Below are 24,862 nucleotides of genomic sequence, written 5' to 3'. Positions count from 1 at the left end.
TGAACGGGGATATCGGGCGAAGATGAAGGACATCGTCGAAGAGCTGCGGGCGCAATGCCACGAACACGAAAGCGATGCGAGATGGCAGGCCGCGGCCGAAATCGAGCGCTTGCGGCAGGCCCTGGCCGCCACGTGGCAGCCGATGGCCAGCGCGCCGAAGGACGAAGGTCCCCTGCTGCTCTTCTGCCCCGGACTCGCTGGGCATGTCGCCGATGAGATCGTCGTCGGCACCTGGCGCTTCGACGAAAACCGGCGCTCGCTCGGCTACTGGGTGAGCGACGTCGGCCGGCTCGATCCCGGCTTTGCCGAGACCGGCCCCTGGATCGAGTATCGCGAACTGCAGCCCGAGCGTTGGGCGCGGCTCCCCGCGCGGCCCTCCAAGGCAGAATAGTGCACATCAAAAAAAGGCGGCCACCAGGGCCGCCTTTTATCGAATGCGTGGCGAATTCAGGCGCGCGGCGGCAGCGGAACCCTGGCGTCCGTCAATAGCTTCACCAGCGTCGGAATACCCGCCGCATAGTCACCGGCATCGCACTTGGCGATCGCCTGCGGGCCCGGGCCAGAAGCGTCCGTGCGGTCGTAGCTACGCCACTTGGCAGCCAGCGCCCTGCAATAGGCGGCATCATCCATGGGGCTTGCCGCCATTGACGGCCCGTCGATGACGATTTCGACGCGGCGGTTCTGCGGCTCGCGAACATTGTCACCGGTCTGCACCAGCAGCCCCCGTTCGCCACGGCCGACCACGGAGATCGCCGCCGCCGGCACACCTTCCTTTACCAACGCAGCCTTCACGCTGTTGGCGCGGCGCAGCGACAGCGCCATGTTGTACTGCTCCGAACCTGATGTATCCGTGTGGCCGGTTGCCGTGATGCGTGCACTCGACCTCGACTTGTAGGTCGTGGCTGCTTGCTGGATCGTATTCAATGCCTGCGCCGACAGGTTCGAGCGATCCCAATCGAAGAATACCATGTACGATGGCGGCGCGACGGCCGCTGGCGGCGGCACCGTCGTGGCAGTCTGGGGCTCGTCACAGGCACTCAGCAGGAAGGCAGCCGTGGCAACTGCCATCAGTTTTCTCAGCATCGTCCTTCTCCCCTTGGCTACGATAGCCAAGGAGATCATGGGTGATGCGCATGGTGCCTGCAACTACAAGTCGTTGTTGCAGGTATTTGTTCGCATTTAGTGAAATTTCATACGCTCAGAACACAACGTTGTTTTGAGCGCAGGGATCTTATGCCGTGAGCTTGTAGAGTTCAGCGACGTTGTCCCGGAGAATCCGCTTCTTCAGCTCCGGCGTCAGGTGGGATGTCTGCTCGGCAATGACGTCCTGACTCCACGGCCAAGTCGAATCGCTGTGCGGGAAGTCGTTCGCCCACATGAGCTGGTTGGGCGCCATGTGATCGGCAAACTGGAACGCCGTCCAATCGTCCTGGAAGGTGAGCGCGATGTGGTCGCGGAAATATTCCGACGGCAGACGTGCCAGTTCCTTGCCCTTCATCCAGTAGCGGTGCCGCTTGTAGGCGTGGTCCATGCGATACATGAAGTGTGGCGCCCAGCCGGCATCGGCCTCGACGCAAACCACGCGCAGCTTAGGATGACGTTCGAAGACTCCGCTGTAGACCAGCATTCCCATGATGTCCTGGCAGCCGCGGATGATCGAGAGGAAGCCGTTGATCTTGGGGCCGCGTGGTTTCACCAGCGAGTTGTCGCCGCTCGATGTCAGGATGTGGAACGACAGCGGCATCTCGAGCGCGACAGCAGCCTCCCAGAACGGATCGTAGGCATCGTGGTCATAGTCGTGCTCACCGGGGTTGCCCGGCATCATGACGCCGCGAAATCCCATCGCCTTGATGCGCTCCAGATCGGCGATGCCTTCCTTGACCGTTCGCATTGCCGTCTGGCCGAGCCCCACCAGGCGATCGGGGGCATGCGCACAATAGGTCTGGAGCCAGCGGTTGTAGGCGTCGAAGCAGGCTTTCTTGTAATCGAAGTCGGGATGGTTGCAGATCAACATGCCGACCGTTGGATAGATGATCTCGGCGGCAACGCCGTCGCGCTCCTGGTCGGCAATACGTGTGCTGGGATCCCAGCCGCTGCGATGGAGATCGTCGAATTTCGCACCGCCGATCCGGATGTCCTTGGGCTCCACGCCAGCCGCTGCGACAAGTCCCATCGGCACGGGCGTTTTCATGCCGTCGACGATGTAAATATCACCCATGCCTTCCTTGTGGATGATGCGCGGCGCCCTCTCGCGCCAGGCCGGGTCGATGTGGTCGATATAACAATTGGGCGGTTCTGTGATGTGCGAATCAGCAGAAATAGGGCGCCATTCCATGGGGGGTTCCTCCTGTGTTCGTTGGCAAAATGGTAGGCAGAGGCCGAGCGGCGCGGCAAGCCGCCGCGCGACGCCCGTTTCGGTCGGCGGCAGCGGTTGAATGGCCTTCAGTGCTGTGGCATACCCCGCCCCGCACGCTGCCGTAGCTCAGTGGTAGAGCACTCCCTTGGTAAGGGAGAGGTCGACAGTTCAATCCTGTCCGGCAGCACCAGCGCACCCTTGCCCTAGTCGAGGGAAGCGGGCTTTCTAAGGGTGTGGAAAGCAAATCCGAGATGGCGCAGACCAACAAATTCGCATGGGTCGGGGTGGTAGCGATTCTCGCCGCCGCGATTGGCGCCGTCGTGCTGACGGGGCTGTCCGAAGGCCAGATCGGCAACGCCCAGAACAAGGCTGAGGTGATCGGCCCGCTGATTTCGCGTGGTTATACCGAAGCGCCTGCCGGAACGGCGGTGATCGCCGGCGATCCGATGGGCGGCGACGTGGTGGTCGAGCTCAAGATCGTCGAAAGCCAGGAGGTCAAACGCGACCAGATCGTCGCCGTGCTCAACAACTACGCCACGGCCGACATCGATGTACGGCGGCGCGAAGCCGAACTCACCAAGGCTAAGCAGCAGCGCGAGACGATGGTTTCGGGGTATCGCACCTCGGAGATCGCCCAGCAGGAAGTGTCGGTGAAGGCCGCCTCGGAAGAGAGCCGCCTCAAGGACCTCGAGCTGTCGCGGTCGAGCGCGCCGCCCGACCAGAAGCAGCTCCAGTCGACGATCGCCCAGCAGGGCCTCGAACGCGAGCAGGCCAAGCTCAAGTTCCTGAAGGACGTGCTGGCCGCCGACTTGGCCCAGATCGAATCGGAAATCACCATCATCAAGGCGCGGCTCGATGCAGCGAAGCTCGAGCGTGAATCCTCGCTGGTGCGGTCACCGCTCGACGGCGTCGTGGTCGATATCTACACGCGCGCCGGTGAGCGCATCTTCCCCTACAAGGGCATCGCCAAGATCGTCGACCTCAGCCAGATCCGCATCTTCGCCGACGTCGACGAGATCCACCTTCGTAGCCTCAAGCTGGGCGGCAAGGTCGAGTTCACCTTCCAGGGCAGCCGGACCGCGCATATCGGAACGATCGTCCGCACGCCGCTCACGATCAAGCGGAGCAAGCGCTCCGAAGCCGACCTCGGTGAGCAGAACACCCGCCTGGTCGAGGTCGAGATCAAACCCGACAATCCGTCGGGCATGCCGCTGATGCTCGGCCGCGAAGCTCGTGTCACCTTCGAGTAGAGGCGATGCCCCGGCGTGAGCCGGCATATTCGTAGGCGATAACGCCCGCCAGAACGATCAGACCGAGCAGGCGGGCGATGACCATACCGCCGACCCAATCGTCGACAATCTCCGGAAATGTCAGCGCAATTCCCGCCAGAGCCGCGACCACGCGTGTTCCGAGGCTGAGCGGCCGCCACAGATGGCCTTGGGCCGCGATCGCGAGCGCCAGGATGCCACCGGCGGCGCCCACAGTGACCCAGGGAATCCAGGCCCAGCTCATGTCCTTCGGTACTTCCAGCAGGAGGCCGATACCGATCGGGTCGAGCACGAAGATGAACGGTACCAGGAAGGCCGGCAGTGCGTATTTCCAGCTCTGCAGAGTGGTGACGTAGGGGTCGGCGCGGGTGAGCGTGGCGGCCGCGAACGGTGCCAGCGCCGTCGGCGGCGACACTTCCGAAAGGACCGCGTAGTAGAAAATAAACATGTGCGCGGCATAATCCGGGATGCCGAGCTTGATCAGCGCCGGCGCCGCGATCACGGCGCACATGATGTAGGACGCCGTCACAGGCACGGCGAGGCCGACGACCCAGACGATCAGTGCCGTGTAGAGCGCCGTCCAGAAGACCGAACCGCCGGCGAGATCGATCACGATCGACGAGAACTTGAGCGCCAGACCGGTCTTGGTGATGACGCCGACGATGATGCCGGCGCAAGCGCAAGTGGCCGCGACGCCCAGCGCCTGGATGGAACCGTCGGCAAGGGCGCGGAACAGCTTGCCCGGCCACAGTGCCGTATCGCTGCGCAGGTAGCTCACCAGGATGGCCAGCAGGATCGACCAGAACACCGCATAGGTCGCCGAGAAGCCCCATATCATCAGGACGACGACGGAGATCAGCGACGTGAAATGGAAGCCGTAGCGGGTCAGAAGCTGGCCCATGGTCATGTCGATGGCCGGATCGACGGCGCGCAGGCCATACTTGCGTGCATCGATCTCGGTCATCACCAGCAGACCGAAGTAGTAGAGGCAGGTCGGGATGAGGGCCATCCGAACGATGTCGAGGTACGACATCTTCAGATACTCAGCGATCAGGAAGGCAGCAGCGCCCAACACCGGCGGCGACAGGATGGCGCCGAGGCCGCCCGCGGCCAACAGGCCGCCCGCCGCCGATTTTCCGTAGCCCGCCTCTTTCATGATCGGCCACGCCACCGTGCCGATGGTGACCGTGGTGGCGACACCAGAGCCCGAGGGGCCGCCCAGCAGGAAGGAGGAAAGCACGACCGCGCGGCCTGCCGCGTTCGGCTGGCCTTTCATGGCACGCAGCGAAAAGTCGATGAAGAAGCGCCCGGCGCCGGACGCCTGCAGGATCGCGCCGAAGATGGTGAACAGCACGATCAGCGTCGCCGAAACGTCGATCGCCGAACCGAAGATGCCGTTCAGCGTCATGTAGAGCTCGGCGATCATGTCGGACAGCGGATAGCCCTTGTGCGTCCACGGAGCCGGCAGGTAGTTGCCCCACAGCGCATAGGCCAGGAACAGCATCGACAGTATCGGCATGATCCAGCCGGTGGCGCGCCGCGTCGATTCCAGCACCAGCAGGATCAGCAGGCCGCCGATGATCAGGTCGGTGGGCGTGGGCGAGACATAACGGTCGAGGAAGTCGTCGGACGCGCTGAGATCGGTCCAGGTGCCGCCCGTCATCATGTACCAGATGACGACGATCACCAGGCCGGCAGCCACGATATCCCAGGGAGCGATCCTGTTGCGCCAGCTCTTCACCGCCGGGAACAGCAAGAAGACTAGCGACAGCGCAAAGGCGACATGGATCTCACGCAGAGACTGCGTGTCGACGGTCGAAGCTGCCGCATAAAGGTGGAACAGGGTCATCAGGAAGGCGATGAAGGTGAGGACCTTGCCCCACCAGCCCACGAACTTGTGGATTGCCCCATCTTCCTGCTCGATGAGTTCCTCGACTTTGCGTCGTTCCTCGTCGCTCAGCAGCTCGGCCTGGACCGTCATGTCGCCCCCACCCCAAATGGAAACGGGGCTCCCATGGCATCGGGAGCCCCGTTCATTGTCGATCGCGTTACGAGAGCTTGATGCCCTTCTCGTTGAAGAACTTGATCGCGCCCGGATGGAACGGCACCGACGAATTGGCCGTCTTCTGATTCTCGGGCGTCATGTCGGTCGACGCCTTGTGGGTGGCCACGAGGTCGCCGTGGTTGTCCCACAGGGTCTTGATGATCGTGTAGGCCTGATCGTCCTTCATCGAGGCCGGCACGATCAGGATGTTCCAGATGGCGATGACGGGCACCGCGGCATCCTGATGGGGATAGGCCTTGGCCTTGATCTCGCTCGCGGCGAAGACCGGGCCGTACTTTTTGTTCAGGGCGGGCACCAGGTCGGCCGTCGGGATCAGCTTGATCTTGATGCCCTGCGTGGCCGCCAAGTCGGTGATCGCCGCGACCGGCGGGCCGCCGTTGAAGAAGTAGCCGTCGAGCTTACCGTCCTTCATGGCGTTGGTGCTCTCGGCCGGCGACAGGCGCTCACGCTTGATGTCGGAGAGCTTGAGGCCGAGTTCCTCGATGATGCGCAACGCCATGACTTCGGAGCCGCTGACCGGCGCGCTGGTCGAGATGCGCTTGCCCTTGATGTCGGAGAGCTTGTTGATGCCGGTACCCTCCATGGTCACGAAGTGCACCAGGTTCGGGTAGACGACGCAGAGCGTCCGCGAGTCGACGGGCTTGTCCTTGAACTTGTCGAGGCCCTTGATGGCATCGTAGGCGGTATCGCACTGGGTCAGCGCCATCTGCGCCTTGCCGTCGCGAATCATGTGCATGTTGGCGACCGAGCCCGCCGTCGCTTCGGCGGTAACCGCCCAGCCTGGCACCTTCTTGCTCAGGATGTTCGCCATCGCCCCGCCTAGCGGATAGTAGACGGCGCCCGTGGTGCCGGTGGCGATCGAGAACTGCGCCTGCGCCGCGGCGGGAAGTGCCCATCCAGCGGTAAGGCCCAGCGCGCCGGCGGTCGTGCCGGCGGCGATGAATTGGCGTCGTTTCACTATTTCCTCCTGTTTGCCCAACTCCCCAATGGGGGCGGACCAAACCACGACTGTGGCAACGAGGCAACATTCAGTCGTTGCGCCAGAAAGCCATGCCGTCGCAGGATCGCCGGCAGATCGCGGGGGAGATCATGAGAATCGCTGCAATTCTGTTGGCTTTGGCGGCCTTGGGCGGTGCAACCGAGGCAGCCGCACAGCAACGCCGGCCCGGACCGCCCGGCTTCCAGGTCTGCAACCAGACCGCCAGCGAAATCGAAGTGGCCAAAGCCGTGAACACCGGTGCCACCGAAAACGGCCAGCGGATCATCATTTCGGAGGGGTGGTACAAGCTCCCGCCCGGCGCTTGCACGATGCTATGGCAAGCCCCTCTCAGATACCTCTCCTACCTTGTCTATGCGCGAGACAAACGGTCCGGCCGGGAATGGAACGGTACGGTACCGCTCTGCATCAGCCCCCAGGCCTTCACCATCCGCTCCGATACATGCGGGTCGGGCTACGAGCGCCGCATGTTCACGCAGGTAAACATGGGCAACGAACGGACGTCTTGGACGCACGTCTTCCACCCCTGACTATGCCCGGGATGGATTGACGAGCTGGCTCAGGGCTTCGACCACTTCCGCAGACTGAAATGGCTTGTCGAAGAAAGGCCGGTCGCTGTGCTTGAGCGGCATCAGAGCTGCCGAGCGTCCGGAGGCGAAGACAAAAGGGATGCGAAGGGCTGCCAGGGCATCGGCCACGGCAAAGACCAGCTCATTGTTCTTCAGGCGGATGTCGAGAATGGCGGCGTCCACCGCCTGGTCGGCCAAGGCGGCGAAGGCTGCCGCCACTGAACCCGCCGGCCCGACGATGACGGCGCCGACACGGGTCAATGCCATCCGCAGGTCCAGGCCAATTGCCGGATCGTCTTCGACGACCAGCACGGTACGTCCTTCCAAACTACTCAATCCCCTACCTTTCCAGGGTTTTGTGGCAACGACACCCCTATAACGGGCATAGTGGGATAGTGGCTGCATGGTGGATTCAACGAGTCTTCTTCGTGGCCGCCGGAGTCGCCGCCGGCGGCTTGATGACACTCGCCGCTGCGGTCGCGTTCAGCTCACCCCAGCAGCTCAGTCCCGCCAGCGCCCGGGCTCCGGCACCCCCGGATTTCCCGTTGGCTTGGGTACCAACGCTCAACATCGTAACAGCGCGCGACGGTGCGCCGCTCGCTTATCGTCTCTATCCCGGCCAGGAAGGGCGAATCGTCGTCCTGATCCATGGCTCGACGGGCACCAGTTACGATGTGCACGACGAGGCCGAAACGCTGCGTCGCGCCGGCGCGACGGTCTACTCCCTGGATCTGCGCGGCCATGGCGGCAGCGGCACGCGCAACGGTGATGTCTCCTATGTCGGGCAGCTCGACGACGATCTGAAAGACTTTCTACAGGCCACTGGCCTCCAAGGACCCGGCACGCACCTGACGCTGGCCGGTTTTTCGGTTGGCGGAGGATTCGCGCTACGTATCGCCAGCGGTCCAAACCGCGATCTGTTCGACTCCTATCTCGCGCTGACGCCGTTTATTCCCCGCGACACGGCTCTGTCGCCCAGTAGCGGCAACGCGTGGGTGGCCATCGCCAAGCCGCGCATTCTCGCTTTACGCACCCTCGAATGGCTCGGCCTGCCTTGGTTCCAAGATTTGGTGGTTGCTCGATACGCACGGCCCTGCCAGCCCGATGCACGCTGTTCGCCAGCTTACACGTATCGGATGCGCATGAGCCTCCACGTCGACGGGACATGGCCGGAAGCGGCGGCACGAATCAATCGTCCGACCACTATCGTGGCTCTGCCGGATGACGAGGTGTCGCCGGCACATCCGCGCGCCCGAAAGATGGCTACCGCCAACCCACAAGTCGTTATCATGGCTGTGGACGGCGTTCAGCATTTCGCCCTCGTTCAGGACGCCCGTGGCCAGAAAGTCGTTACCGACGCCTGGCGAGCCATCGCAGGCGATTAGAGCCCCAAAACGCTTCTTCCGGAAGGGAACTCGGCTTCAAAGGGCACGTTGTTTTGGCTGAACCACTACCGAGGAGCCAAGACGAATGCCGACCGCACAGATGCGGATCAGCGGAGAGGAGCAGCGTCTCCTGCGGGCTCTGTCCGTAGGACAGGCCGTGAAGCTGCCTTCTGCCCATCGGTTGCGCCTGGAGTTGCTCGGCCTGCTGCATGATGGCCCAGCCGGTCCCAGGCTCACTGCGTTGGGACGACGCCATGCACAGGCTGCCCTGACCGGTAACGACACCAGGGAGAAGGTTGCGGAAGCATCGCCAGTTGCTCCCGTGAAACGGGATCGGCTGGGGCGCCGGCTACCGCATGGACGTTCTCTGCCGTTCTGATCCTCCCTCCTTTTTGTTCCGACTGACGATGGACCGTCCCAATGAACCCAAGACATGCCCCTCGCCCAGTGTTCGCTACGGAACCGACCAAGCCTCGATCAACGACATACAGTCGCGTGGTTGCAAAAGTTGTCCAACAGAGTACGCGCGAGAGTCACTGCGGTGCCCCAGCGAACGAGGAAACTGCCGTAGTGACGTCTGTCCTTGATTCTAAGAACCTTTTCCTCGCGGCATTACCGGCGACTGAGCAGACAATGCTCAAAGGTCTGCTCTCCTTCCATCGCTTGCCCCACGGATTGGTGCTGCAGGAGCCGGAGCAGCGTGTTGAACATGTCTATTTCGTCGAAAGCGGCATGATCTCTCTCGTCGCCGCCATGCAGGATGGCGCGGCCATCGAGACAGTTACATTGGGGCGCGAAGCCATTCTCGGCGCCCTAGCGGCATTCGGCCCTCACCGCGCCACGGCACGGGCAATTGTCCAAATCGATGCGACGGCATGGCGCCTGTCGGTCGCTGACTTCCGCAGCGTCATCGAACAGAGCGCGATCCTGCGCAAGACAGCGCTACTCGGCGGCGAGCTGATGTTGGCGCAGATGCAGCAGACCGCGGCCTGCAACGCTCTTCACACGGCGGAGCGCCGTCTGTGCCGCTGGATCGTGCAGGTGCAGGATCGCGTTGGCGAGGACGTCATCCGGCTAACGCATGATTTTCTGGCCCAGATGCTCGCCGTTCGCCGCCCGACGGTGAGCCTGATTGCCTACGAACTACAGCAGACTGGTCTGATCCGGTATCAGCGCGGCAAGATCGCCATTCTCGATCGTGCCGGGCTCGAGCGCAGCGCCTGCGAATGCGTCGGTGTACTGCGCGAGAAGACGCAGCGAATCGTCAGCGAGGCCGGCTTCTAACCCGAAGGCTCACTCTTTCGGCCGGTTGGTAAAGCGCGCATTGCCGAGGCCGGTGCCGATCGTGAGGACTCCCCACCGCTCGACATCCTCCATGTTCGGCACTTCGCTCAAGCCCTGGACCACGGCATCGTTGTGCAACAGCACCGTCGGTTGGTGACTGTCTATGCGTGGCAGTTTCCCCGCCAAAGCGGCGTCGAGCCGGAAGCCCTCCTCCTCCCAATTCCCAGGCAGATTCTGTCCGCCGTTCAGGATTATGCCACGCTCGTCGATCAGGCCTGGACAGCCGATACCGACAAAGGGCGCGACCTTGAGCTTTGCGTCGATCGCGCGCTCCATCAGATCGGTCACCATCTCCGCCAACCGCTGGATGGCTTCCTCGCGACTCGGTTCGTCGTCACGGTGTCGCCAATGCTGCGATTTCCATACGGCGGCTTTAGAGACGTCGCCCTTGCGCATCTTGAGTTCGACGATACCAACTCTGATGTTCGTGCCGCCGATGTCGACGGCGGCGATGGCATCGTGGCCGGCAAGCATCCAACTCGGCGCGAGCTGGACAGCGCCGATCAGGCCCGCCTCGTCAGGATGATTGGAGATGGGACGCAGTTCGACGGTGGCGCTTTCGCCGGCGAGGATGATCTGTGCTCGGCCCATGGCGAGCTGGCCGATGTGGCTTGAGCTCAAGCCACCGCCGATCACGATGCGCTCCGTGCCGTGCCAATCCTTGAGGCGCAGGAAGCGGCGCACCACCGTGGCCAACTCGTGGGCGAATTCCTCGACGGCGGTGTGCACGAGACCCGCCGCAACGGTTTCGTCGCCGCTCAAAGCCTTGTCGAGCTTGGATTTCGAGATCTCGTCGGTCGGCGTATCGCCGAACGGGTCTTCACCCAGCGCGCTCACGACGCGGTCGCGCCAGTCGTCGAGGATTGCCCGGAAGGCGCGCCCACTGGCGCGATCACCGACAAAGCCTTCCGAATCGCGCAGTTCCTCGTTGTAGGTATCGACCGTCACAGCCGGCAAAACACGTGCGCCATGGCCGAGTACGGCACCAACCTCTGAGTCATTTTCCTGGTCGTCAAGCTGCCGGCTGTCCACGTGATCACCTTCCCTCGCGGCGATGCAGGCCGCAGCAGGATAAGAACGAAACACGGCCGCCGGAGTTCCTTGGCAACGATCTCTGGTACAATGCCGGTGTGATCAGCACCTTCCTCCGAACGATCCTGCTGTCGCTCGCCGTCGCCTCGTCAGCCGCGGCGCAGAACTCTCGCCCGGCCCCGGAAATCGGCATTCCCGGCAGCACTTTGCCGCCGCGTACCTTTCCCGGTGCGCCGCCCGCGCCGGGCACGTCCGGTGCCAGCGACGAGATCAAGGATCCGACGACCGGCTGTGCCGTGGTGAACATGAACGCCGAACCGAATGTTGGCATCACCTGGTCGGGCGAATGCGAGCATGGCCTGGCGCAAGGCAAGGGCGTGCTGCAATGGCTTCGGGACGGCAAACCGACAGAGCGTTACGAAGGCGAGATGAAGGACGGGCTCTACGAAGGCACCGGCAAGATCACTTACGCCAATCGTGCGCGCTATGAGGGCGAGTTCAAGGCTGGAGAACGGGACGGCCGCGGAACCTACGTCTTTCCCGGCGGCGGTCGCTATACTGGCCCCTTCCGCGAGGGCCGCCCAAACGGCCAGGGCGCCTATGTGTGGCCTAACGGCAACCGCTACATCGGCGAGTTTCGCGACAACCAGCGGACCGGCCGTGGCACACTGCTGTTTGCCGACGGTGGACGTTACGAAGGCGATTTCGTCAACGGCAAGATGCAGGGCCGCGGCCTGCGCGTCTGGAACAACGGCACGCGCTACGATGGCGATTGGTCGAACGATGTCGCCAACGGATACGGCAAATGGGTAGGCGCCGACGGCCAGGTCTTCACGGGAGCTTGGCTGAACGGTTGCCATCGCGAGGGCAGCCGGTGGGCGACGGTCGGCGTCAGCGCGCAGAGCTGCGGCTTTCAGTGAAAGCGGCCCCTGTTTTCCAGCTCCGCCAACGGCGATAGAATGGCGCCATGCCTGCCACGTCGATCGCTCCAAGCCTGATCATGGTGCAGTTCCTCGAATGGGTGGCCGCCCGGCCACGAAGCCGTGAGGACGTGCTGGAGGCTTGGCAAAGCTCCTGCCCGCGCTTTCCGGTCTGGGAAGATGCACGTGCCGAGGGCTTCGTTTGCCAGAAGGGCGGCGACTGGGGCGAGCATAATGTCGAGCTGACGCCGCTCGGCCAGGCGGCCCTTGCTTCCGTGCGCGGCTAGAACGGCCGCCACCTCCCAAGATTCATCTCCGATGCCTATAGTGCACTCATGACGCTGCAACGTGCTGCCCTGTGGGCGATTGTGGTCGCTGCAACCATCTTCCTGTTGGTCTCGGGCCGCGGCTTGCTGCTGCCGATCGTGCTGGGAATTGTGCTCTGGTACATGATCGACGCCCTGGCCGACACTTTCAGCCAGCCGCGCTTTGGCCGCTTTCGCCTGCCGCAACCGCTGGCGCTGCTCGCCGCGGTGCTGATCATCGGCGGCCTGTTCGGGATCGTCGGGCGCACCATCGGCCGCAACGTCAGCGCCGTCGTGGAAGCTGTCCCGAATTACGAGAGCCGGTTGACGCACCTGATCGAGCAGGGCGCGCAATTGATTGGCCTGGAGCAGACGCCGACCCTTTCAGAGCTGTTCGCCCGCGTGAGCCTTGCCGATACGTTGGGCAGCGTCGCCGCTGCCGCCGCTTCGGTCGTGAGTGTCGCCGGTCTGATCCTGATCTACACGCTGTTCCTGTTCGTCGAGCAGATGTACTTCCGGCGCAAGCTTGCCGCTGTCTTCCACGGCGACGGCCAGGAAGCGCGTGTGCGGGCCGTGCTCGACCGCATTGACCGCGAGATTCGCATCTACATCCGTATCAAGACGACGCTCGCGACGGTGACCTCGGCGTTGGCCTATGTCGTGATGTCGTCGGTCGGCGTCGACTTCGCGGGCTTCTGGGCGGTGATGGTGTTCTTTTTCTACTACATCCCCACCGTCGGCTCGATCCTGGCGATCATCGCGCCCGCTCTGTTGACCCTGGTGCAGTTCGACCATCTGACGCCGTTCCTGATCGTGCTGTTCGTGTTCGGCACCATCCAGGTGGTAACGGCCAACGTCATCGAACCGGCGATCATGGGCCGTTCGCTCAACCTTTCGCCGCTGGTCGTGATCGTCTCCCTCGTCTTGTGGGGCACCATCTGGGGCGTTGTTGGCATGTTCCTGTGTGTCCCCATCATGGTGGTGGCGTTGATCGTCCTGGCGCAATTCGAAACCACACGACCTGTCGCCGTGCTATTGTCGGCCGACGGTCGCATCCCGGAGTCGAGCCAATGAAGGCCCTGGCACTCCTCCTTCTGCTGGTTGCCGCCCCTGCCTTGGCGCAAACAGGCACGACGCCTCCGGCGCCACAGCCCTTTCCGAGCCCACCACCCGGCCTGGATGTGATGTATATCTGCCCGGGCGGCCCCGATTTTGCCGCCCATTTCACCAACGATGGCGATCTCGCCACCTTGCGCATGCCGGGTCAGCCCGACATCGAGCTGCCGCGTCAAAACACCAACACCGGCTTCCTCTACACCGACGGCTATTATGAGCTGCGCGGTCGCGCGCGAGAGGCGACCCTCACGGCGGCCGGCCGTTCGATGCGCTGCCATGCCGCCGGCCGGCCCGGCGAGCCGCCGCGCACGTTCGCAGGCCCGAACACCACGCTTACCCTGTTTCCCGACGGCACGTTCCGCCTGCGCGAAAAGCGCGAAAATACAGCCGAACCGGTCCTCGACCTCGGACAATGGGCGCAGGAGGTGGATGGCGGCGTTCGCCTCGTACTTCGCGGCAGCGACGCCACACGGCGCGCTTTCCGGGAAGTCGGGGGAGGCAAGCTGATCGACGACAAGGGGGTCGAACTCACACAGGCCACGACGCCGGACCTGATCGACGGCAAGTTCCGTTTGAGCGGCATGTATCGCGATGCTCAGGACGGTGGCCTGTTCGCCGAATGCTTCACCGGCCGCACCTACGGTGTGGTTCCAGGTGGCGCCGAGCCTGATCTCGAGCGGGCCTGGGTGCAGGCGACGCCGTCGCGCGAGGCGTCCCTCTATGTCGAGGTGGTCGGCAAGTTCATCGATCGCAACGGAGTCGAGATCGAAGAGTTTCTGAGTTTGAAGCCCGATGGCGCGTGCCCGTCCCCTGCACCACGGGGTGCTGCCTTGCGTGACACCGAATGGCGCCTGATCGAGATCGACGGCGAGAAGGTGAGCTTCGACGACTGGCGGCGGCGTCCCCAGTTGCGCCTCGATGACGAGGGTCGTTTCTCAGGGTCGACCGGCTGCAATAGCCTCGGTGGTACCTATGAACTCAATCCCGACGGACTGCGCTTCGTTCCCGGCCCGATGACCCTGATGGCCTGCCCGCCTCCCGCCCTGACTATGGAGAGGCGTTTCATCGACGCACTCGACGCCGTGCGCTCAGCCCAAATCGCGAGCACGGTGCTCGATCTCAACGATGCGACCGGCAAGCGCCGCCTGCGCTTCGAGGCGCGCAGCCGCTAGCTAGGGACCCGCCGTCGGATCGGCCTGCAGGACCAGCATGCGGCCATCATCCTCGATCGTGATGCGCAGGAAGGGGATTCCGGACGGCGGCGCCCCGGCATCCGCCTTGCCGCCGTACTCGCGGTCTATCTCGTCGAGCAGGCGGAGGTAGAGTTTCCATTCCGTCATGCCAGGCTCGATCGCGAGGCGCGCGGGTTCGTGCCAGTCCAGTGCACGAATCCCGCTCTGGACGACACTCTCGACCGGCTTGTCGCGCACGAGGGTGGTTTCGAAGCGGCCGATCGTGGCGGTACGCGCTTCCTTGTTGACCGGCCGGGCGATCACGGCGAGGCAGATCTGGTCGGGCGACTCCGGCGTGACGAACTCCACGGCGCCGGCGTTCATGGTCTCGTCGGGCGTATCGTCCACCCACCCCAGCCGCTCGACGATGACGACGCGCCGCTTCTCGCTGTCGAAACGCCACCCTGGTGGCGGATCGAAGCAACGCCGCACGGTCCGCGTCTCTCCCGCCGGTGCACGCGCCAGAATCTCCGGTGAGACCTGCGTGTTGGTCTCGAGTTCGGTCGTGCGGATCCTCTGGTCGAACGCGAAGGAACCGGGCCGGTCGGGCAGCACCGTGAAGAGAAGCTGGAACGTCACCGCGCGCGATGCATGGCGGAGCGCCAGCGAGCCTGTCGTGAAGCGCGTTCGCGCGGCATCGGTCGGAAAGACACTCCGCGGCACGGAAAAGCGCAAACGCTCCGGCGTGACGGTCGCCTCACCGCGCCAAGCGCCGATCGTCAGTATCGGTGCCGCGCTGCGGCCTGTCGCCAGATGCAGCCCGACGACTTCGACCTCGACCGGTGGATCCTCGCCACCGGGTGCTGCGAACGGCGGCACATAGCGGGGCACCGTTGGCTGCGTGCTGCCCTCGCCCCGACCCCGGGATTGATCGAGGCGCAGCGTGCCATCTGTCAGCGGCGGCACCGACTGACCCGGCGGCAGGCTGAGCTCGGCCGTGGCATGGCGTGGCGGCACGAAGCGTGGAGTATAGGAAAGCACGACAGGACCATCGCCGGCCGCGGCGAAACGCTCGATCTCACTCATGGCCTGTACAGCCACCTGCCCGACAGCCAAGCGTGCACCCTCGCCCGGTCGCTCCAAAGCGTCACGCAGGGCTGCATTCAGCGCATCGAGTTCGGCGAAGGACTGACGCCGGCGCTCCGGCAGTCGCTCGAAGGCGCGCTCTCGATGGCCCTCGTCACGGGCGATGAGCGTGTCGGTGAGCTGGCTGGCGACACGAAGGGCGTGGAGAAGCTCGACCCGCGCAACACCATCCGCGCGCGCCTGCAGAGCGGCGCGATCTGTACGCAAGGCGATCAACTTCTCACCGACCGTCGGTCCGGCCGTCGTCGCGCTTTCATACAGCGGCCAGAGGAGGCCGACGGCGAACACTGCTCCCAGGATCACGGCGGCAGCGATCGCGCGCCAGTTGCGCTTCAAATCGGTCCTGGTCGGGCCTGCCGTCATGCGGCGGTTTCTAGCATGGCCGCCGGGCAAGGCACCGGCGGCGGATTGTCAGTAGGAAAAGAGCACCGGTAATGGCGACGTCAGGATGAGATCGCGGGTGACGCCGCCAAAGATCATCTGGCGGAGACGGCTCTGGGTATAGGCACCCTTCACGATCAGGTCCGCACCCAGCGCCTGGGCCCGGTCGATGATCGTCTGACCGGCCGATTTCGCACCGGGCTTCACATGCTGGCTCGTGACGTTCAGGCCGTGGCTCTTCAGCGACTCTGCGATTTCCGCCGAGGTCGGTCCCGGCACCATCGCCCCCTCGACGCTCAGCACCTCGATCGCCTCGGCGCCGGCCATGACCGGCATGGCGAGCGAGATCGCCCGCGCACTTTCCGTCGAGCCGTTCCAGGCGAAGAGGATTCGCTTGCCGACCATGCCGGTGACGCCCGGCGGCACCACGAGGATCGGCCTGCCTGAGTCGAACAACGCCGTCTCGAACACGCTCTCCGGCATCTTGGGCAAGGCGCCGGGCTGCGGCAGGACGATCAGGTCGTAAGCACGGCCGATCGTACCGATCGCCGTCGGACCACTGTCGTCGGCTGTCCGCCATTCAGACGTAAGGCCAGCCGCACGCTGGTCGAACGCCTGTTTCACCGCGGCGACGCGCTGACGTTCCTCGGCGTCTTCGGCGAGACCACCGCCGATCGGCGCCCCCATGCCTGCATCCGCCCAGGCCATACTCATCACGCCATAGGACGGCGGTTCGAGACCAATCAGACGCGCCCCGAAGGTACGCGCAATCTTGGCAGCCAGATCAAAAGCGGACGGATCTTCGGCCGTCCAGGCCATTGTCAGAATTGATTTCATGACACGCCTCCCTGTTGAGGAACGATAGCACGAGCTACGCCGCCGCGCGCGCGGCGATGAAGTTGTTACAATTCCTGCGTTGAAACAGGGTTTGGCGTCAATATCCTGTCGTCGACAGCCTATTCATCGAAGTAGGGCGCATATCGGCCCTTCCCGCGTTCGGCACGATCGCGCCCGACGCGGGACAAAGAAAACTTTCTTCCCGTGGAGATTCGCTTGTTGCGCATTTTCAGCCGCCTGGTGAAGAGCGAAGAGGGCGTTAGCGCCGTCGAATATACGCTCATCGCCTCGCTGATTGCCGTCGCCGCCATCGTCGCCATGAGCCACGTCGGCAACAAGGTCGATCAGCCCAGGACCACAGCCATCCCTCAGTCGATCAGCGCGACCTGATCGACTTGCGGCGCCGGCAGCCTGCCGACGCCGCCTCTTTCGCGTCAGACGATCTTCGTGGCCGCCGGAACGATCCAGGCAAAGCGGTCGGACAGCGCCGCGAGCGTGATCTTGTTGAGCGCGTCAGCCGTCACCGTGCCGTTGCCCATGGCATCGGGCAGGTCGCGCGTCGCGACCGTGTCGGCGGCAATAGTGCACATGTATCCATGGTCAGTCGCGGACCGTACCGTCGCGGAAACGCACATGTGGGTCATGAAGCCACCCACCAGCAGGTTCTTGCGACCGAGCGCCGTCAGATGCTTGGCGAGATCGGTGCCAGCGAAAGAATTGGGCAATCCCTTGTCGATGATTGTTTCTCCGGTCCGCGGTGTCAGTTCCTTCACGATCTCGTAGCCGGTCGACGACGGGTTGAACGCCTTGCCCTTCGATTGGTGACGAACATGGACCACCGGAGTGCCTGCTGCTCGGGCCTTTTCCAATAGAACGGCCAATGCCTCGACGGCTGGCTGGACACCGGCGAGCGGCAGTAGGCCGTCCGTATATTCTCTTTGCGCATCGATAATCAGCAGAACGCCATCGGCCGTCGTGGCCGGCGCAGGTTGCACACCCGACATTTGCAGCATGGTCATTGCCATGTTTACCCCCTCTACTACTCTACGGTTGTGTAAACCTCGACGACATCAACGCCTAAGGCAATACAATTTTCAAATTGGGAAGGCAGACCTGAACGTCATTTCGTGCAAATTTGGCCAATGTTGGATGCTAGAGGTCGTCGGCGAGCTTATCCGCTAACGGTGATCGACAGGACTCTATACGCATCCCAATCCTATTTGGTTCAGGCGTTATGAAAACGATCATTGTCGGCGGCGGTATCATGGGCCTCAGCACTGCCTGGGGTCTGGCTCGTGAAGGGCATGAAGTCGACCTGTTCGAGCAGGGACCGTTACCCAATCCACTCGCATCGTCGGTGGATCAGCATCGGCTCATCCGCCATCCCTACGGCGATCACGCCGGCTACGCGCGCATGATCGACGAGGCATTCGCGGCCTGGGATCTGCTCTGGGGTGACCTTGGCCAACGTTTCTACGCACCGACCGGAACCTTGGCGCTGAACGGCAATGGCGCGAACTGGGCCGAACGTTCTGCCACGGTGCTGGCCGGTATTGGCAGGTCGATGACCGAGATACCGGTCGGCGATCTGCCGCGCCGCTTTCCCCTGCTCGATACCAAAGGGGTCGAACGCGCCTTCTGGCTGGATACCGGAGGTGTGCTGTTCGCCCAGGACATCGTGGCCGGCCTCGTCCGCCACCTCAGCGGCCAGCCCCGTGTGCGACTCCATGCGAACACCGCAGTGCGCGATGTCGATCTCGAACGCGGCAGCGTGACCACGGCCACAGGCGCCAAGCATACGGCCGATACCGTCGTGGTCGCCGCTGGAGCCTGGTTGCCGCGTTTGCTGCCGACCCTGGCTGGCCGTGTCGTACCCTCCCGTCAGATCGTGATCTATTTCGACCTGCCGGACGACCAGCGTGCCGCATGGGCCAAGGGACCGATGGTCATCGAGAAGACCGGCGATGTCGGCCTCTATCTCGTACCCCCTGCCGAGGGCCGCGGCATGAAGATCGGCGATCACGAGTTCAGCCGCGCGGGCGATCCCGATGCGCCGCGGGAGGCCAGCGAAGGCGAGATGCGGCCTCTGCTCGAGCGCTGTCGCAGTCTGTTGAAGGGCTTCGAGCGCTGGCGCATCGAGCAGCTCAAGGTCTGCTTCTACAGCGTCACCGATGACGAGCGCTTCGTCGTCGAGAAGCATGGCGCGCGCGGCTGGGTGATGTCGCCCTGCTCGGGCCACGGTTTCAAGTTCGGCGCCGTGATGGGCCTCGAACTTGCCCGCACGATTGCTGGTGGTCGCGACGCCGCGGCGCATGCCAAATGGGCCGCCGGTCTGGTGGGTGATGGGCCGACCTGACAAAATAGGCTGAACGAGGGAGACAGATCGAAATGGCCACCGCCAAGCGACGCGCGCCGAAGCGCGGAAACGGTTCCGCACGCGCCGCCTCGAAGAAGCCGACCGGGTTGCGGCAAGGCTTGGCGACCTACGGCGATGCAGGCTTTTCGCTGTTTCTGCGCAAGGCTTTCATCAAGGCAGGCGGCTATTCCGACGATGCGCTGGACCGGCCGATCGTCGGCATCACCAACACGTTCAGCGACTACAATCCCTGCCATGGCAACGTGCCCGACCTGATCGAGGCGGTGAAGCGCGGCGTCATGCTGGCCGGCGCCCTGCCCATGGTCTTTCCGACCGTGTCGATCCACGAGAGTTTCTCGCATCCGACGAGCATGTTTCTACGCAACCTCATGGCGATGGACACAGAGGAGATGATCCGCGCGCAGCCGATGGATTCGGTGGTGCTGATCGGCGGCTGCGACAAGACCTTGCCAGCCCAGCTCATGGCCGCCGCCAGTGCCGACCGGCCGGCCGTCGTGCTGCCGGTCGGGCCGATGCTGGTCGGCCACTTCAAGGGCGAGGTGCTAGGCGCCTGTACTGACTGCCGCCGCCTGTGGGGCCAGTACCGCGCGGGCACCTTCTCCGAACAGGATATCGAGCAGGTAAGCGAGCGGCTGGCGCCGACCAAAGGCACCTGCATGGTGATGGGCACGGCCAGCACCATGGGCTGCATCGTCGAAACCCTCGGCATGGGTCTGCCGGGCAGCGGCTCGATCCCCGCCACCCACTCCGACCGTTTGAGGGTCGCCGAAGCGAGCGGAAAGCTCGCTGCCGAAATGGCGATCAAGCAGGGACCCAAACCCAGCGAGATCATGACCAAGGGGGCTTTTCGCAACGCCTTGACCGTGCTGCAGGCCATCGGCGGTTCGACCAATGCTCTCGTCCACCTCACCGCGGTCGCGCGGCGGCTGGGCATCGAGATCGAGCTGGAGGAATTCGACGCGATCGGCCGCAAGGTGCCGGTGCTGGTCGACCTGAAGCCCTCCGGCGATCACTACATGGAGCATTTTCACTGGGCCGGCGGCAATTCGCGGCTGATGCGCGAGATTCGCACGCATCTCGACGAGAAGTGCCGCACGGTCGCCAGCGAGACGCTGAAGCAGGTGATCGACGCTGCCGAAATGGTGCCTGGTCAGACCGTGATCCGGACTCCGAAGGACCCGATCAAGCCGACAGGCGGGATGGCCGTGCTGCGTGGCAACCTCGCGCCCCGCGGCGCCGTCATCAAACACGCGGCAGCTTCGCCCGCTTTGATGACCCATACCGGCCGCGCCGTCGTGTTCGACTCGCTCGAAGACCTCGCCGCTCGCGGTGACGATCCCAAGCTCGACGTAAAGGCCGACGATATTTTGGTCCTGCGCAATGCTGGTCCGAAGGGTGCCCCTGGCATGCCCGAGGCAGGCTCCTTCCCCATTCCGATGAAGCTCGCCCGCGCCGGCGTGAAGGACATGATCCGCATTTCCGATGCCCGCATGAGCGGCACAGCTTTCGGCACGATCGTGCTGCACATCGCGCCGGAGGCCGCCGTCGGTGGTCCGCTGGCGCTGGTGAAGACCGGTGACCGCATCACGCTCGACGTGCCGAAGCGCAAGATCGAGTTGCTGGTCAGCGCCAAGGAGCTGGCGGCAAGACGCAGGACCTGGAAGGCGCCCCCGCCGCATCCCGGCAGTGAGCGCGGGTACACCGGCCTGTTCCACAGGACCGTGTTGCAGGCGGACGAAGGCGTCGATTTCGACTTCCTCGGGCCAGCGCCCTCTTCCACGGCAGCCAAGTGATCGGTTTCACGTGAGCGACGTCAAGCTCCCCCGCATCTCCGTCGTCGTCACCTGCTACAACTGCCGTGACTATATCGGCGATGCTGTCCGTTCGGTGGCGCGCCAGACGTTGCGCGACTTCGAGTGCGTCATCGTCGACGATGCTTCGACCGACGACTCCGCCGCGGTCGTGCAGCAGACGCTCGACGAGCTTGCCGATTCACGCTTCCGGCTCGTTCGCCTGGAGAAGAATGTAGGCCAGACCGGCGCTACGCGGCGCGGGCTTGCAGAGACCCGCGCGACCTTCGTCTGCTTTCTCGACTCGGACGATCTGTGGAACGAGGATTTCCTCGAACGCCATCTCGCGGCGCATCTGAATGAGACCTTTGCCACCGGTTTCACAGCCTGCAACGCGCGGCTGATCGACGGACAGGGGGCGCTGATCGCGGGCTGCGTCTATTGGTTCGGCCATGAGCGTTCCTGGGTTGATCGCGACCAGTCCTTTGCGCCGATCGACCCTGCCCGGGTGCCGCGCATCGACACGGCGAACGGAACCGCCAACTGGCAGAAGCAGACGCCCTACCGGCTATACACCAAGCGTGTCGTGCACTGGGTATGGGTTAGCACGTCGTCGATGATGTTCCGGCGCTCGCTGATCGATCTGGTCTTCCCCGACGACGACGAAACGTTCCGCCTGCATATGGATTTCTACATCGTCGTCATGGCCCAGATGGTGGCGGGCTCGCTGCTGATCGATGAACCGCTCTATTCCTATCGTCTGCATGGCCGCAACGGCGCGGCCGACAACCCCGTGCTGGGCGGGCGCCTGCATCTGTCGAGCCGCAACTGGGGCAATACCCATGCGGTGATGCTCGACCGCATGCTGGCCGCGATGGAGCGCGACCGCGAGCGCTTCATCTCCGCGCTGGGTGACCGGCAGTATCGGCGCATGCTGCTCCGCATGCAGGCGGCACGTGCCAAGGCGCCGATGTCGTGGCTCCTGTTACTGCGAAGCCTATTGGTCTGATATCCGGCCGGCAATGAAATCGGCGATGGCGGCAATGTCGTCGCGCCGGAACCAGGGCAAGCCTGTGCCATCCGATGGCTGGCTGTCGGCAGCGATGGCCACAATGTTCGGATCGGCCGGCGCCATGGGCTTCGTATGATCGGCGCGCACCTCGATCTTGAGATGCGGCTCGCGCTTGTAGCCTTCGATGATCACGAGGTCGCAGGGCTGGAGCCGCCCCAGTACTTCCTGGAGGGTTGGTTCTGCTGTTTCGCGCATGATGGCGTAGCGCAAGCCGCCGACGACAGCGACTTCGGCGGCGCCGGCCGCGCGATGCCGCCAGGAATCGGTGCCGCGCTGGTCGATATCGACGTCGTGATGGGCGTGCTTGATGGTGGCGATGCGCCACCCCCGGCGCACGAATTCGGCGACCAGCCGTTCGACCAGTGTCGTCTTGCCGGCGTTCTTCCATCCGGTAACGCCGAAGACAGGATGGCCGGTCATGCGCCGATTCGGTCGGCGTGGACGTAGGCAGTGAGCCGGCCCTCGCGCACGAAGGCGACCAGCGCGATCCCCGCCTGCTCGGCCGTCTCGATGGCGAGCGAGGTTGGCGCTGAAACCGCGGCGATTGCCGACGCGCCGAGCGCCGCCGCCTTCTGCACCATCTCGTAGGAGCAGCGGCTGGTGACGACGACGAAGCCACCCGGCTCCGGCGCAGCTCCAGCCGAAGCTCGGGCCATCAACGCCCCCGCCAGCTTGTCGAGGGCATTGTGCCGGCCGACATCCTCGCGCACCGCGATCAGCTTGCCAGTGGCGCTGGCCCAGCCGGCAGCGTGGGTCGCGCCGTTCAAACGGTTGAGCCGCTGCTCGCCCGGCAGATCCGCCATGGCCTGCTCGATCGCCTGGCGTCGCACGGTTGCGGGGGCCAGCACGGCCGGCACGGGCCGCAGCGCCGCCTCCAGGCTGTCGACGCCGCACAGGCCACAGCCGGTGCGCCCGGCCAGGCTGCGCCGCCGCTCCTGGAGGCCCGCCATGCGTTGTGCAGCGATCTCCAGCCGTACCTCGATGCCGCGGGCACCGGCGCCGTCGCGCATGTCCTCGACATCGATGTCGAAGATCTCCGATGCCTTCTCGATGATCCGTTCGGTGAAGGAGAAGCCGCGAGCGAAATCTTCGAGGTCGCAGGGCGTGGCCATCATCACGGCATGGCTGATGCCGTTGTAGACCAGCGCCACGGCAACCTCTTCCGCCACGATCTCGTCCAGCGCTTCGCTACCCGTCGCGGTGAGGCGGCGCGCCAGGCGATGGATCGAGCCCGGATTGGAAGTGGCCGCCGTCATGCCGCGGTCTCGTCGATCTGGAGGTGCCGCCCCTCGCGGTCGAAGAACCGTCCGCGGTTGAGCGTGAGCGGATCGGCTTTCACATCGGCTTCGACGTCGCGCAACCTGCGCCGCGCGGTCTCATCGACCAACGGCCCACCGGCGTGGCCCAATCCGACGAAGAAGGCCACGCCATCCCAGGCTGTCCCCGCGCTGTCGAGCAAGCGGCGCATCTCTGCCCAGGTCATGTCGTCGCCGATCAGGTGCGCATAACTCGACTTCAACGGAACGGCGTCATCCGCGCCGATCTTCATCAACAGGATGAAAAGGGTGAAGGGTCCGGTCTCTCCGAACTGAGCGGCCAGCCAATGTTCGAAGTCGGTCTTCATGAGCCGCTCCCGAACCTAAAACTCGACCACAGGCGTAGGTGGCACGTAGCGCTCGAAGACCTGCAGGAAGGGTTGCCCGCGCTCGGCGGCGTACCAGGCCTCAAAGGCGCGGAATGCCGCAATGGGATCGGCGATGACCGGTGGCTCCGCTGGTTCACCACTTTCGGACGGCTCGGGATGCGCAGCCGCATGCAGGGCTTCGGCAATGGGGCGTAGCCAGTCGAGCAAGGGCCGTGCGCCCTCGCCCAGTTCAGCCAGGCCCCCTTCGATCCAACCGATATCGCGGAACAAGGCTTCGAGCTGGCGCTCGACCGCAGCTTCCCGATCAGGCTCGAGAGCGGCGATCCGCGCCATGTCGGAAAGTGCGCTCAACCGGCGCCACGCGAAGGCGCGGGCCTGCTCGACCTCTTTGATCTGGGCCTCGACGGCGGCCCGCACGGAGCGCTCCGCGGTTTCGGCCGCGGTGCACTCCGCTTGAAGGCGGGCGATCAGAGTATCGGCGGCACTCGGCATGCTTGAAGTTGAGCCCAGCTTCGGGCAGCCGGCAAGTGCGCGGTTTGCGGTACCGCTACTTCGCGGCCTTCAGCACGACCTCGGCGACACCTGCCGCCACGTTCACACCCGTGCTGCCCTCGACGCTGACCGGCTGCAGGGTGATCTGGCCGCTGCCGCCACCTAGCAGAACGTTGGCGCCGACGCCGACGCCAGCGGTAGCCTGCGCCGTCGCGCCAGCATAGGTGCCCGCCAGGGCGCCCTTGGCGATGTTGCCCGGCGCGAAGACCAGCCAGACGATCTGCGAGTCCTTGGTGAAGCCGATATCGACGCCGTAGCGGTTGATGGAGCCGGTATAGCGCTCACCGACACCGTCGGTGCGGGCAAACAGGCAATTGAGGTCCTTCGACGAGCCGAAGATGAAGCCCATGCCGCCGGCCACATTGCAGGTCAGTGAACCGACATTTGCGCCGCTCTTGCCAGCGGCGCTCGGCGTACCGGGCGCGGCCGGAGACTGCGCCTGGGTGACCATCGCCGTCCCGGCCAGCAATCCCGCCACGCCGGCTGCCGCCCATATCGATCTGACCATGTTCAACTCCTTGCGTTGTGAATCG

27 protein-coding genes and 1 tRNA gene are annotated in these 24,862 nt (G+C 64.3%); 14 read left to right on the top strand and 14 right to left on the bottom strand.

The window, feature by feature from the left end; all coding sequences use genetic code 11:
• Positions 1–22 precede the first annotated feature (22 nt).
• Complete coding sequence (locus EPO50_RS20740) at positions 23–391, top strand: hypothetical protein (RefSeq protein WP_296347027.1); 369 nt, start codon at positions 23–25, stop codon at positions 389–391.
• Between the two features lie 56 nt (positions 392–447).
• Here EPO50_RS20740 and EPO50_RS20735 read toward each other — a convergent pair whose 3' ends face one another.
• Positions 448–1,083 carry an OmpA family protein gene (locus EPO50_RS20735; protein ID WP_296347026.1) on the bottom strand — a complete coding sequence of 212 codons (636 nt, stop codon included), beginning with the start codon at positions 1,081–1,083 and terminating at the stop codon, positions 448–450.
• Between the two features lie 148 nt (positions 1,084–1,231).
• On the bottom strand, positions 1,232–2,335 hold the full coding sequence (locus EPO50_RS20730) for an amidohydrolase family protein (RefSeq protein ID WP_296347024.1): 1,104 nt from the start codon (positions 2,333–2,335) through the stop codon (positions 1,232–1,234).
• A 136-nt stretch (positions 2,336–2,471) separates the two neighbouring features.
• Here EPO50_RS20730 and EPO50_RS20725 point away from each other — a divergent pair.
• Positions 2,472–2,546 (top strand) — tRNA-Thr (locus EPO50_RS20725).
• Positions 2,547–2,607: 61 nt separating this feature from the next.
• Positions 2,608–3,606 (top strand): HlyD family efflux transporter periplasmic adaptor subunit, encoded by a 999-nt coding sequence (locus EPO50_RS20720; protein WP_296347022.1) that lies wholly within the window; start codon positions 2,608–2,610, stop codon positions 3,604–3,606.
• On the opposite strand, the gene EPO50_RS20715 is transcribed toward EPO50_RS20720, so the two are convergent.
• Both EPO50_RS20715 and EPO50_RS20710 read right to left on the bottom strand, forming a co-directional pair.
• Positions 3,593–5,605, bottom strand: coding sequence for a TRAP transporter fused permease subunit (locus EPO50_RS20715; RefSeq protein WP_296347020.1), 2,013 nt, complete (start codon positions 5,603–5,605; stop codon positions 3,593–3,595). The genes EPO50_RS20720 and EPO50_RS20715 overlap by 14 nt on opposite strands.
• A gap of 67 nt (positions 5,606–5,672) precedes the next feature.
• Complete coding sequence (locus EPO50_RS20710) at positions 5,673–6,647, bottom strand: TAXI family TRAP transporter solute-binding subunit (RefSeq protein WP_296347018.1); 975 nt, start codon at positions 6,645–6,647, stop codon at positions 5,673–5,675.
• A 77-nt stretch (positions 6,648–6,724) separates the two neighbouring features.
• Between EPO50_RS20710 and EPO50_RS20705 the strand changes: the two genes are divergently transcribed.
• Positions 6,725–7,216, top strand: a complete 492-nt coding sequence (locus tag EPO50_RS20705) for a DUF1036 domain-containing protein (RefSeq protein ID WP_296347015.1) — start codon at positions 6,725–6,727, stop codon at positions 7,214–7,216.
• Here the strand turns inward: EPO50_RS20705 and EPO50_RS20700 are convergent, their stop codons facing one another.
• Positions 7,217–7,567, bottom strand: coding sequence for a response regulator (locus tag EPO50_RS20700; RefSeq protein WP_296347013.1), 351 nt, complete (start codon positions 7,565–7,567; stop codon positions 7,217–7,219).
• A gap of 83 nt (positions 7,568–7,650) precedes the next feature.
• On the opposite strand from EPO50_RS20700, the gene EPO50_RS20695 reads away from it, so the two are divergent.
• Together EPO50_RS20695 and EPO50_RS20690 are read left to right on the top strand one after the other, a co-directional pair.
• A complete protein-coding gene (locus EPO50_RS20695; RefSeq protein ID WP_296347011.1) occupies positions 7,651–8,640 on the top strand; it encodes an alpha/beta fold hydrolase in 990 nt (329 codons plus the stop codon).
• A gap of 633 nt (positions 8,641–9,273) precedes the next feature.
• Complete coding sequence (locus EPO50_RS20690; RefSeq protein ID WP_296347009.1) at positions 9,274–9,924, top strand: Crp/Fnr family transcriptional regulator; 651 nt, start codon at positions 9,274–9,276, stop codon at positions 9,922–9,924.
• Between the two features lie 9 nt (positions 9,925–9,933).
• Here the strand turns inward: EPO50_RS20690 and EPO50_RS20685 are convergent, their stop codons facing one another.
• A complete protein-coding gene (locus EPO50_RS20685) occupies positions 9,934–11,016 on the bottom strand; it encodes an ROK family protein (protein ID WP_296347007.1) in 1,083 nt (360 codons plus the stop codon).
• Between the two features lie 98 nt (positions 11,017–11,114).
• Here EPO50_RS20685 and EPO50_RS20680 point away from each other — a divergent pair, with 98 nt between their 5' ends.
• The 4 genes from EPO50_RS20680 to EPO50_RS20665 are packed head-to-tail and all read left to right on the top strand — an operon-like array spanning position 11,115 to position 14,529.
• Positions 11,115–11,936, top strand: a complete 822-nt coding sequence (locus tag EPO50_RS20680) for a hypothetical protein (RefSeq protein WP_296347005.1) — start codon at positions 11,115–11,117, stop codon at positions 11,934–11,936.
• Positions 11,937–11,983: 47 nt separating this feature from the next.
• Positions 11,984–12,223, top strand: coding sequence for a hypothetical protein (locus EPO50_RS20675; RefSeq protein WP_296347003.1), 240 nt, complete (start codon positions 11,984–11,986; stop codon positions 12,221–12,223).
• 48 nt (positions 12,224–12,271) lie between these two features.
• Positions 12,272–13,315, top strand: coding sequence for an AI-2E family transporter (locus tag EPO50_RS20670; RefSeq protein ID WP_296347002.1), 1,044 nt, complete (start codon positions 12,272–12,274; stop codon positions 13,313–13,315).
• Complete coding sequence (locus EPO50_RS20665) at positions 13,312–14,529, top strand: META domain-containing protein (RefSeq protein ID WP_296347000.1); 1,218 nt, start codon at positions 13,312–13,314, stop codon at positions 14,527–14,529. The genes EPO50_RS20670 and EPO50_RS20665 overlap by 4 nt, the downstream gene beginning before the upstream one ends.
• Here the strand turns inward: EPO50_RS20665 and EPO50_RS20660 are convergent, their stop codons facing one another.
• Positions 14,530–16,038: a hypothetical protein gene (locus EPO50_RS20660; RefSeq protein ID WP_296346998.1), complete on the bottom strand. Its 1,509-nt coding sequence runs from the start codon at positions 16,036–16,038 to the stop codon at positions 14,530–14,532.
• 48 nt (positions 16,039–16,086) lie between these two features.
• A complete protein-coding gene (locus tag EPO50_RS20655; protein WP_296346996.1) occupies positions 16,087–16,893 on the bottom strand; it encodes a universal stress protein in 807 nt (268 codons plus the stop codon).
• Positions 16,894–17,109: 216 nt separating this feature from the next.
• On the opposite strand from EPO50_RS20655, the gene EPO50_RS20650 reads away from it, so the two are divergent.
• Positions 17,110–17,283 carry a Flp family type IVb pilin gene (locus EPO50_RS20650; RefSeq protein WP_296346994.1) on the top strand — a complete coding sequence of 58 codons (174 nt, stop codon included), beginning with the start codon at positions 17,110–17,112 and terminating at the stop codon, positions 17,281–17,283.
• 44 nt (positions 17,284–17,327) lie between these two features.
• Here the strand turns inward: EPO50_RS20650 and EPO50_RS20645 are convergent, their stop codons facing one another.
• Positions 17,328–17,918 carry a cysteine hydrolase family protein gene (locus EPO50_RS20645; protein ID WP_296346992.1) on the bottom strand — a complete coding sequence of 197 codons (591 nt, stop codon included), beginning with the start codon at positions 17,916–17,918 and terminating at the stop codon, positions 17,328–17,330.
• Between the two features lie 209 nt (positions 17,919–18,127).
• Between EPO50_RS20645 and EPO50_RS20640 the strand changes: the two genes are divergently transcribed.
• Genes EPO50_RS20640 through EPO50_RS20630 form a run of 3 tightly spaced genes read left to right on the top strand, consistent with a single transcriptional unit; the run spans position 18,128 to position 22,069 of the window.
• Entirely contained in the window at positions 18,128–19,249 is a 1,122-nt protein-coding gene (locus EPO50_RS20640; protein WP_296346990.1) for an FAD-binding oxidoreductase, read from the top strand.
• 32 nt (positions 19,250–19,281) lie between these two features.
• Positions 19,282–21,063: an IlvD/Edd family dehydratase gene (locus tag EPO50_RS20635; RefSeq protein WP_296346988.1), complete on the top strand. Its 1,782-nt coding sequence runs from the start codon at positions 19,282–19,284 to the stop codon at positions 21,061–21,063.
• A gap of 10 nt (positions 21,064–21,073) precedes the next feature.
• Complete coding sequence (locus EPO50_RS20630) at positions 21,074–22,069, top strand: glycosyltransferase (protein ID WP_296346986.1); 996 nt, start codon at positions 21,074–21,076, stop codon at positions 22,067–22,069.
• Here the strand turns inward: EPO50_RS20630 and mobB are convergent.
• The 5 genes from mobB to EPO50_RS20605 are packed head-to-tail and all read right to left on the bottom strand — an operon-like array spanning position 22,058 to position 24,837.
• On the bottom strand, positions 22,058–22,552 hold the full coding sequence (mobB, locus tag EPO50_RS20625; RefSeq protein ID WP_296346984.1) for a molybdopterin-guanine dinucleotide biosynthesis protein B: 495 nt from the start codon (positions 22,550–22,552) through the stop codon (positions 22,058–22,060). The genes EPO50_RS20630 and mobB overlap by 12 nt on opposite strands.
• Entirely contained in the window at positions 22,549–23,388 is an 840-nt protein-coding gene (gene fdhD / locus EPO50_RS20620; protein ID WP_296346983.1) for a formate dehydrogenase accessory sulfurtransferase FdhD, read from the bottom strand. Before fdhD ends, mobB begins: the two co-directional genes overlap by 4 nt.
• Positions 23,385–23,756 (bottom strand): hypothetical protein, encoded by a 372-nt coding sequence (locus EPO50_RS20615; RefSeq protein WP_296346982.1) that lies wholly within the window; start codon positions 23,754–23,756, stop codon positions 23,385–23,387. The genes fdhD and EPO50_RS20615 overlap by 4 nt, the downstream gene beginning before the upstream one ends.
• Positions 23,757–23,771: 15 nt before the next feature.
• Complete coding sequence (locus EPO50_RS20610; protein WP_296346981.1) at positions 23,772–24,269, bottom strand: hypothetical protein; 498 nt, start codon at positions 24,267–24,269, stop codon at positions 23,772–23,774.
• Between the two features lie 55 nt (positions 24,270–24,324).
• Positions 24,325–24,837: a DUF992 domain-containing protein gene (locus EPO50_RS20605; protein WP_296346980.1), complete on the bottom strand. Its 513-nt coding sequence runs from the start codon at positions 24,835–24,837 to the stop codon at positions 24,325–24,327.
• Positions 24,838–24,862: the final 25 nt, after the last annotated feature.

This window comes from Reyranella sp., assembly GCF_004297405.1.
Classification (GTDB): domain Bacteria; phylum Pseudomonadota; class Alphaproteobacteria; order Reyranellales; family Reyranellaceae; genus Reyranella.
The sequence above is the reverse complement of the archived record's forward strand: the minus strand, read 5'-3'. Positions and strand labels throughout refer to the sequence as shown.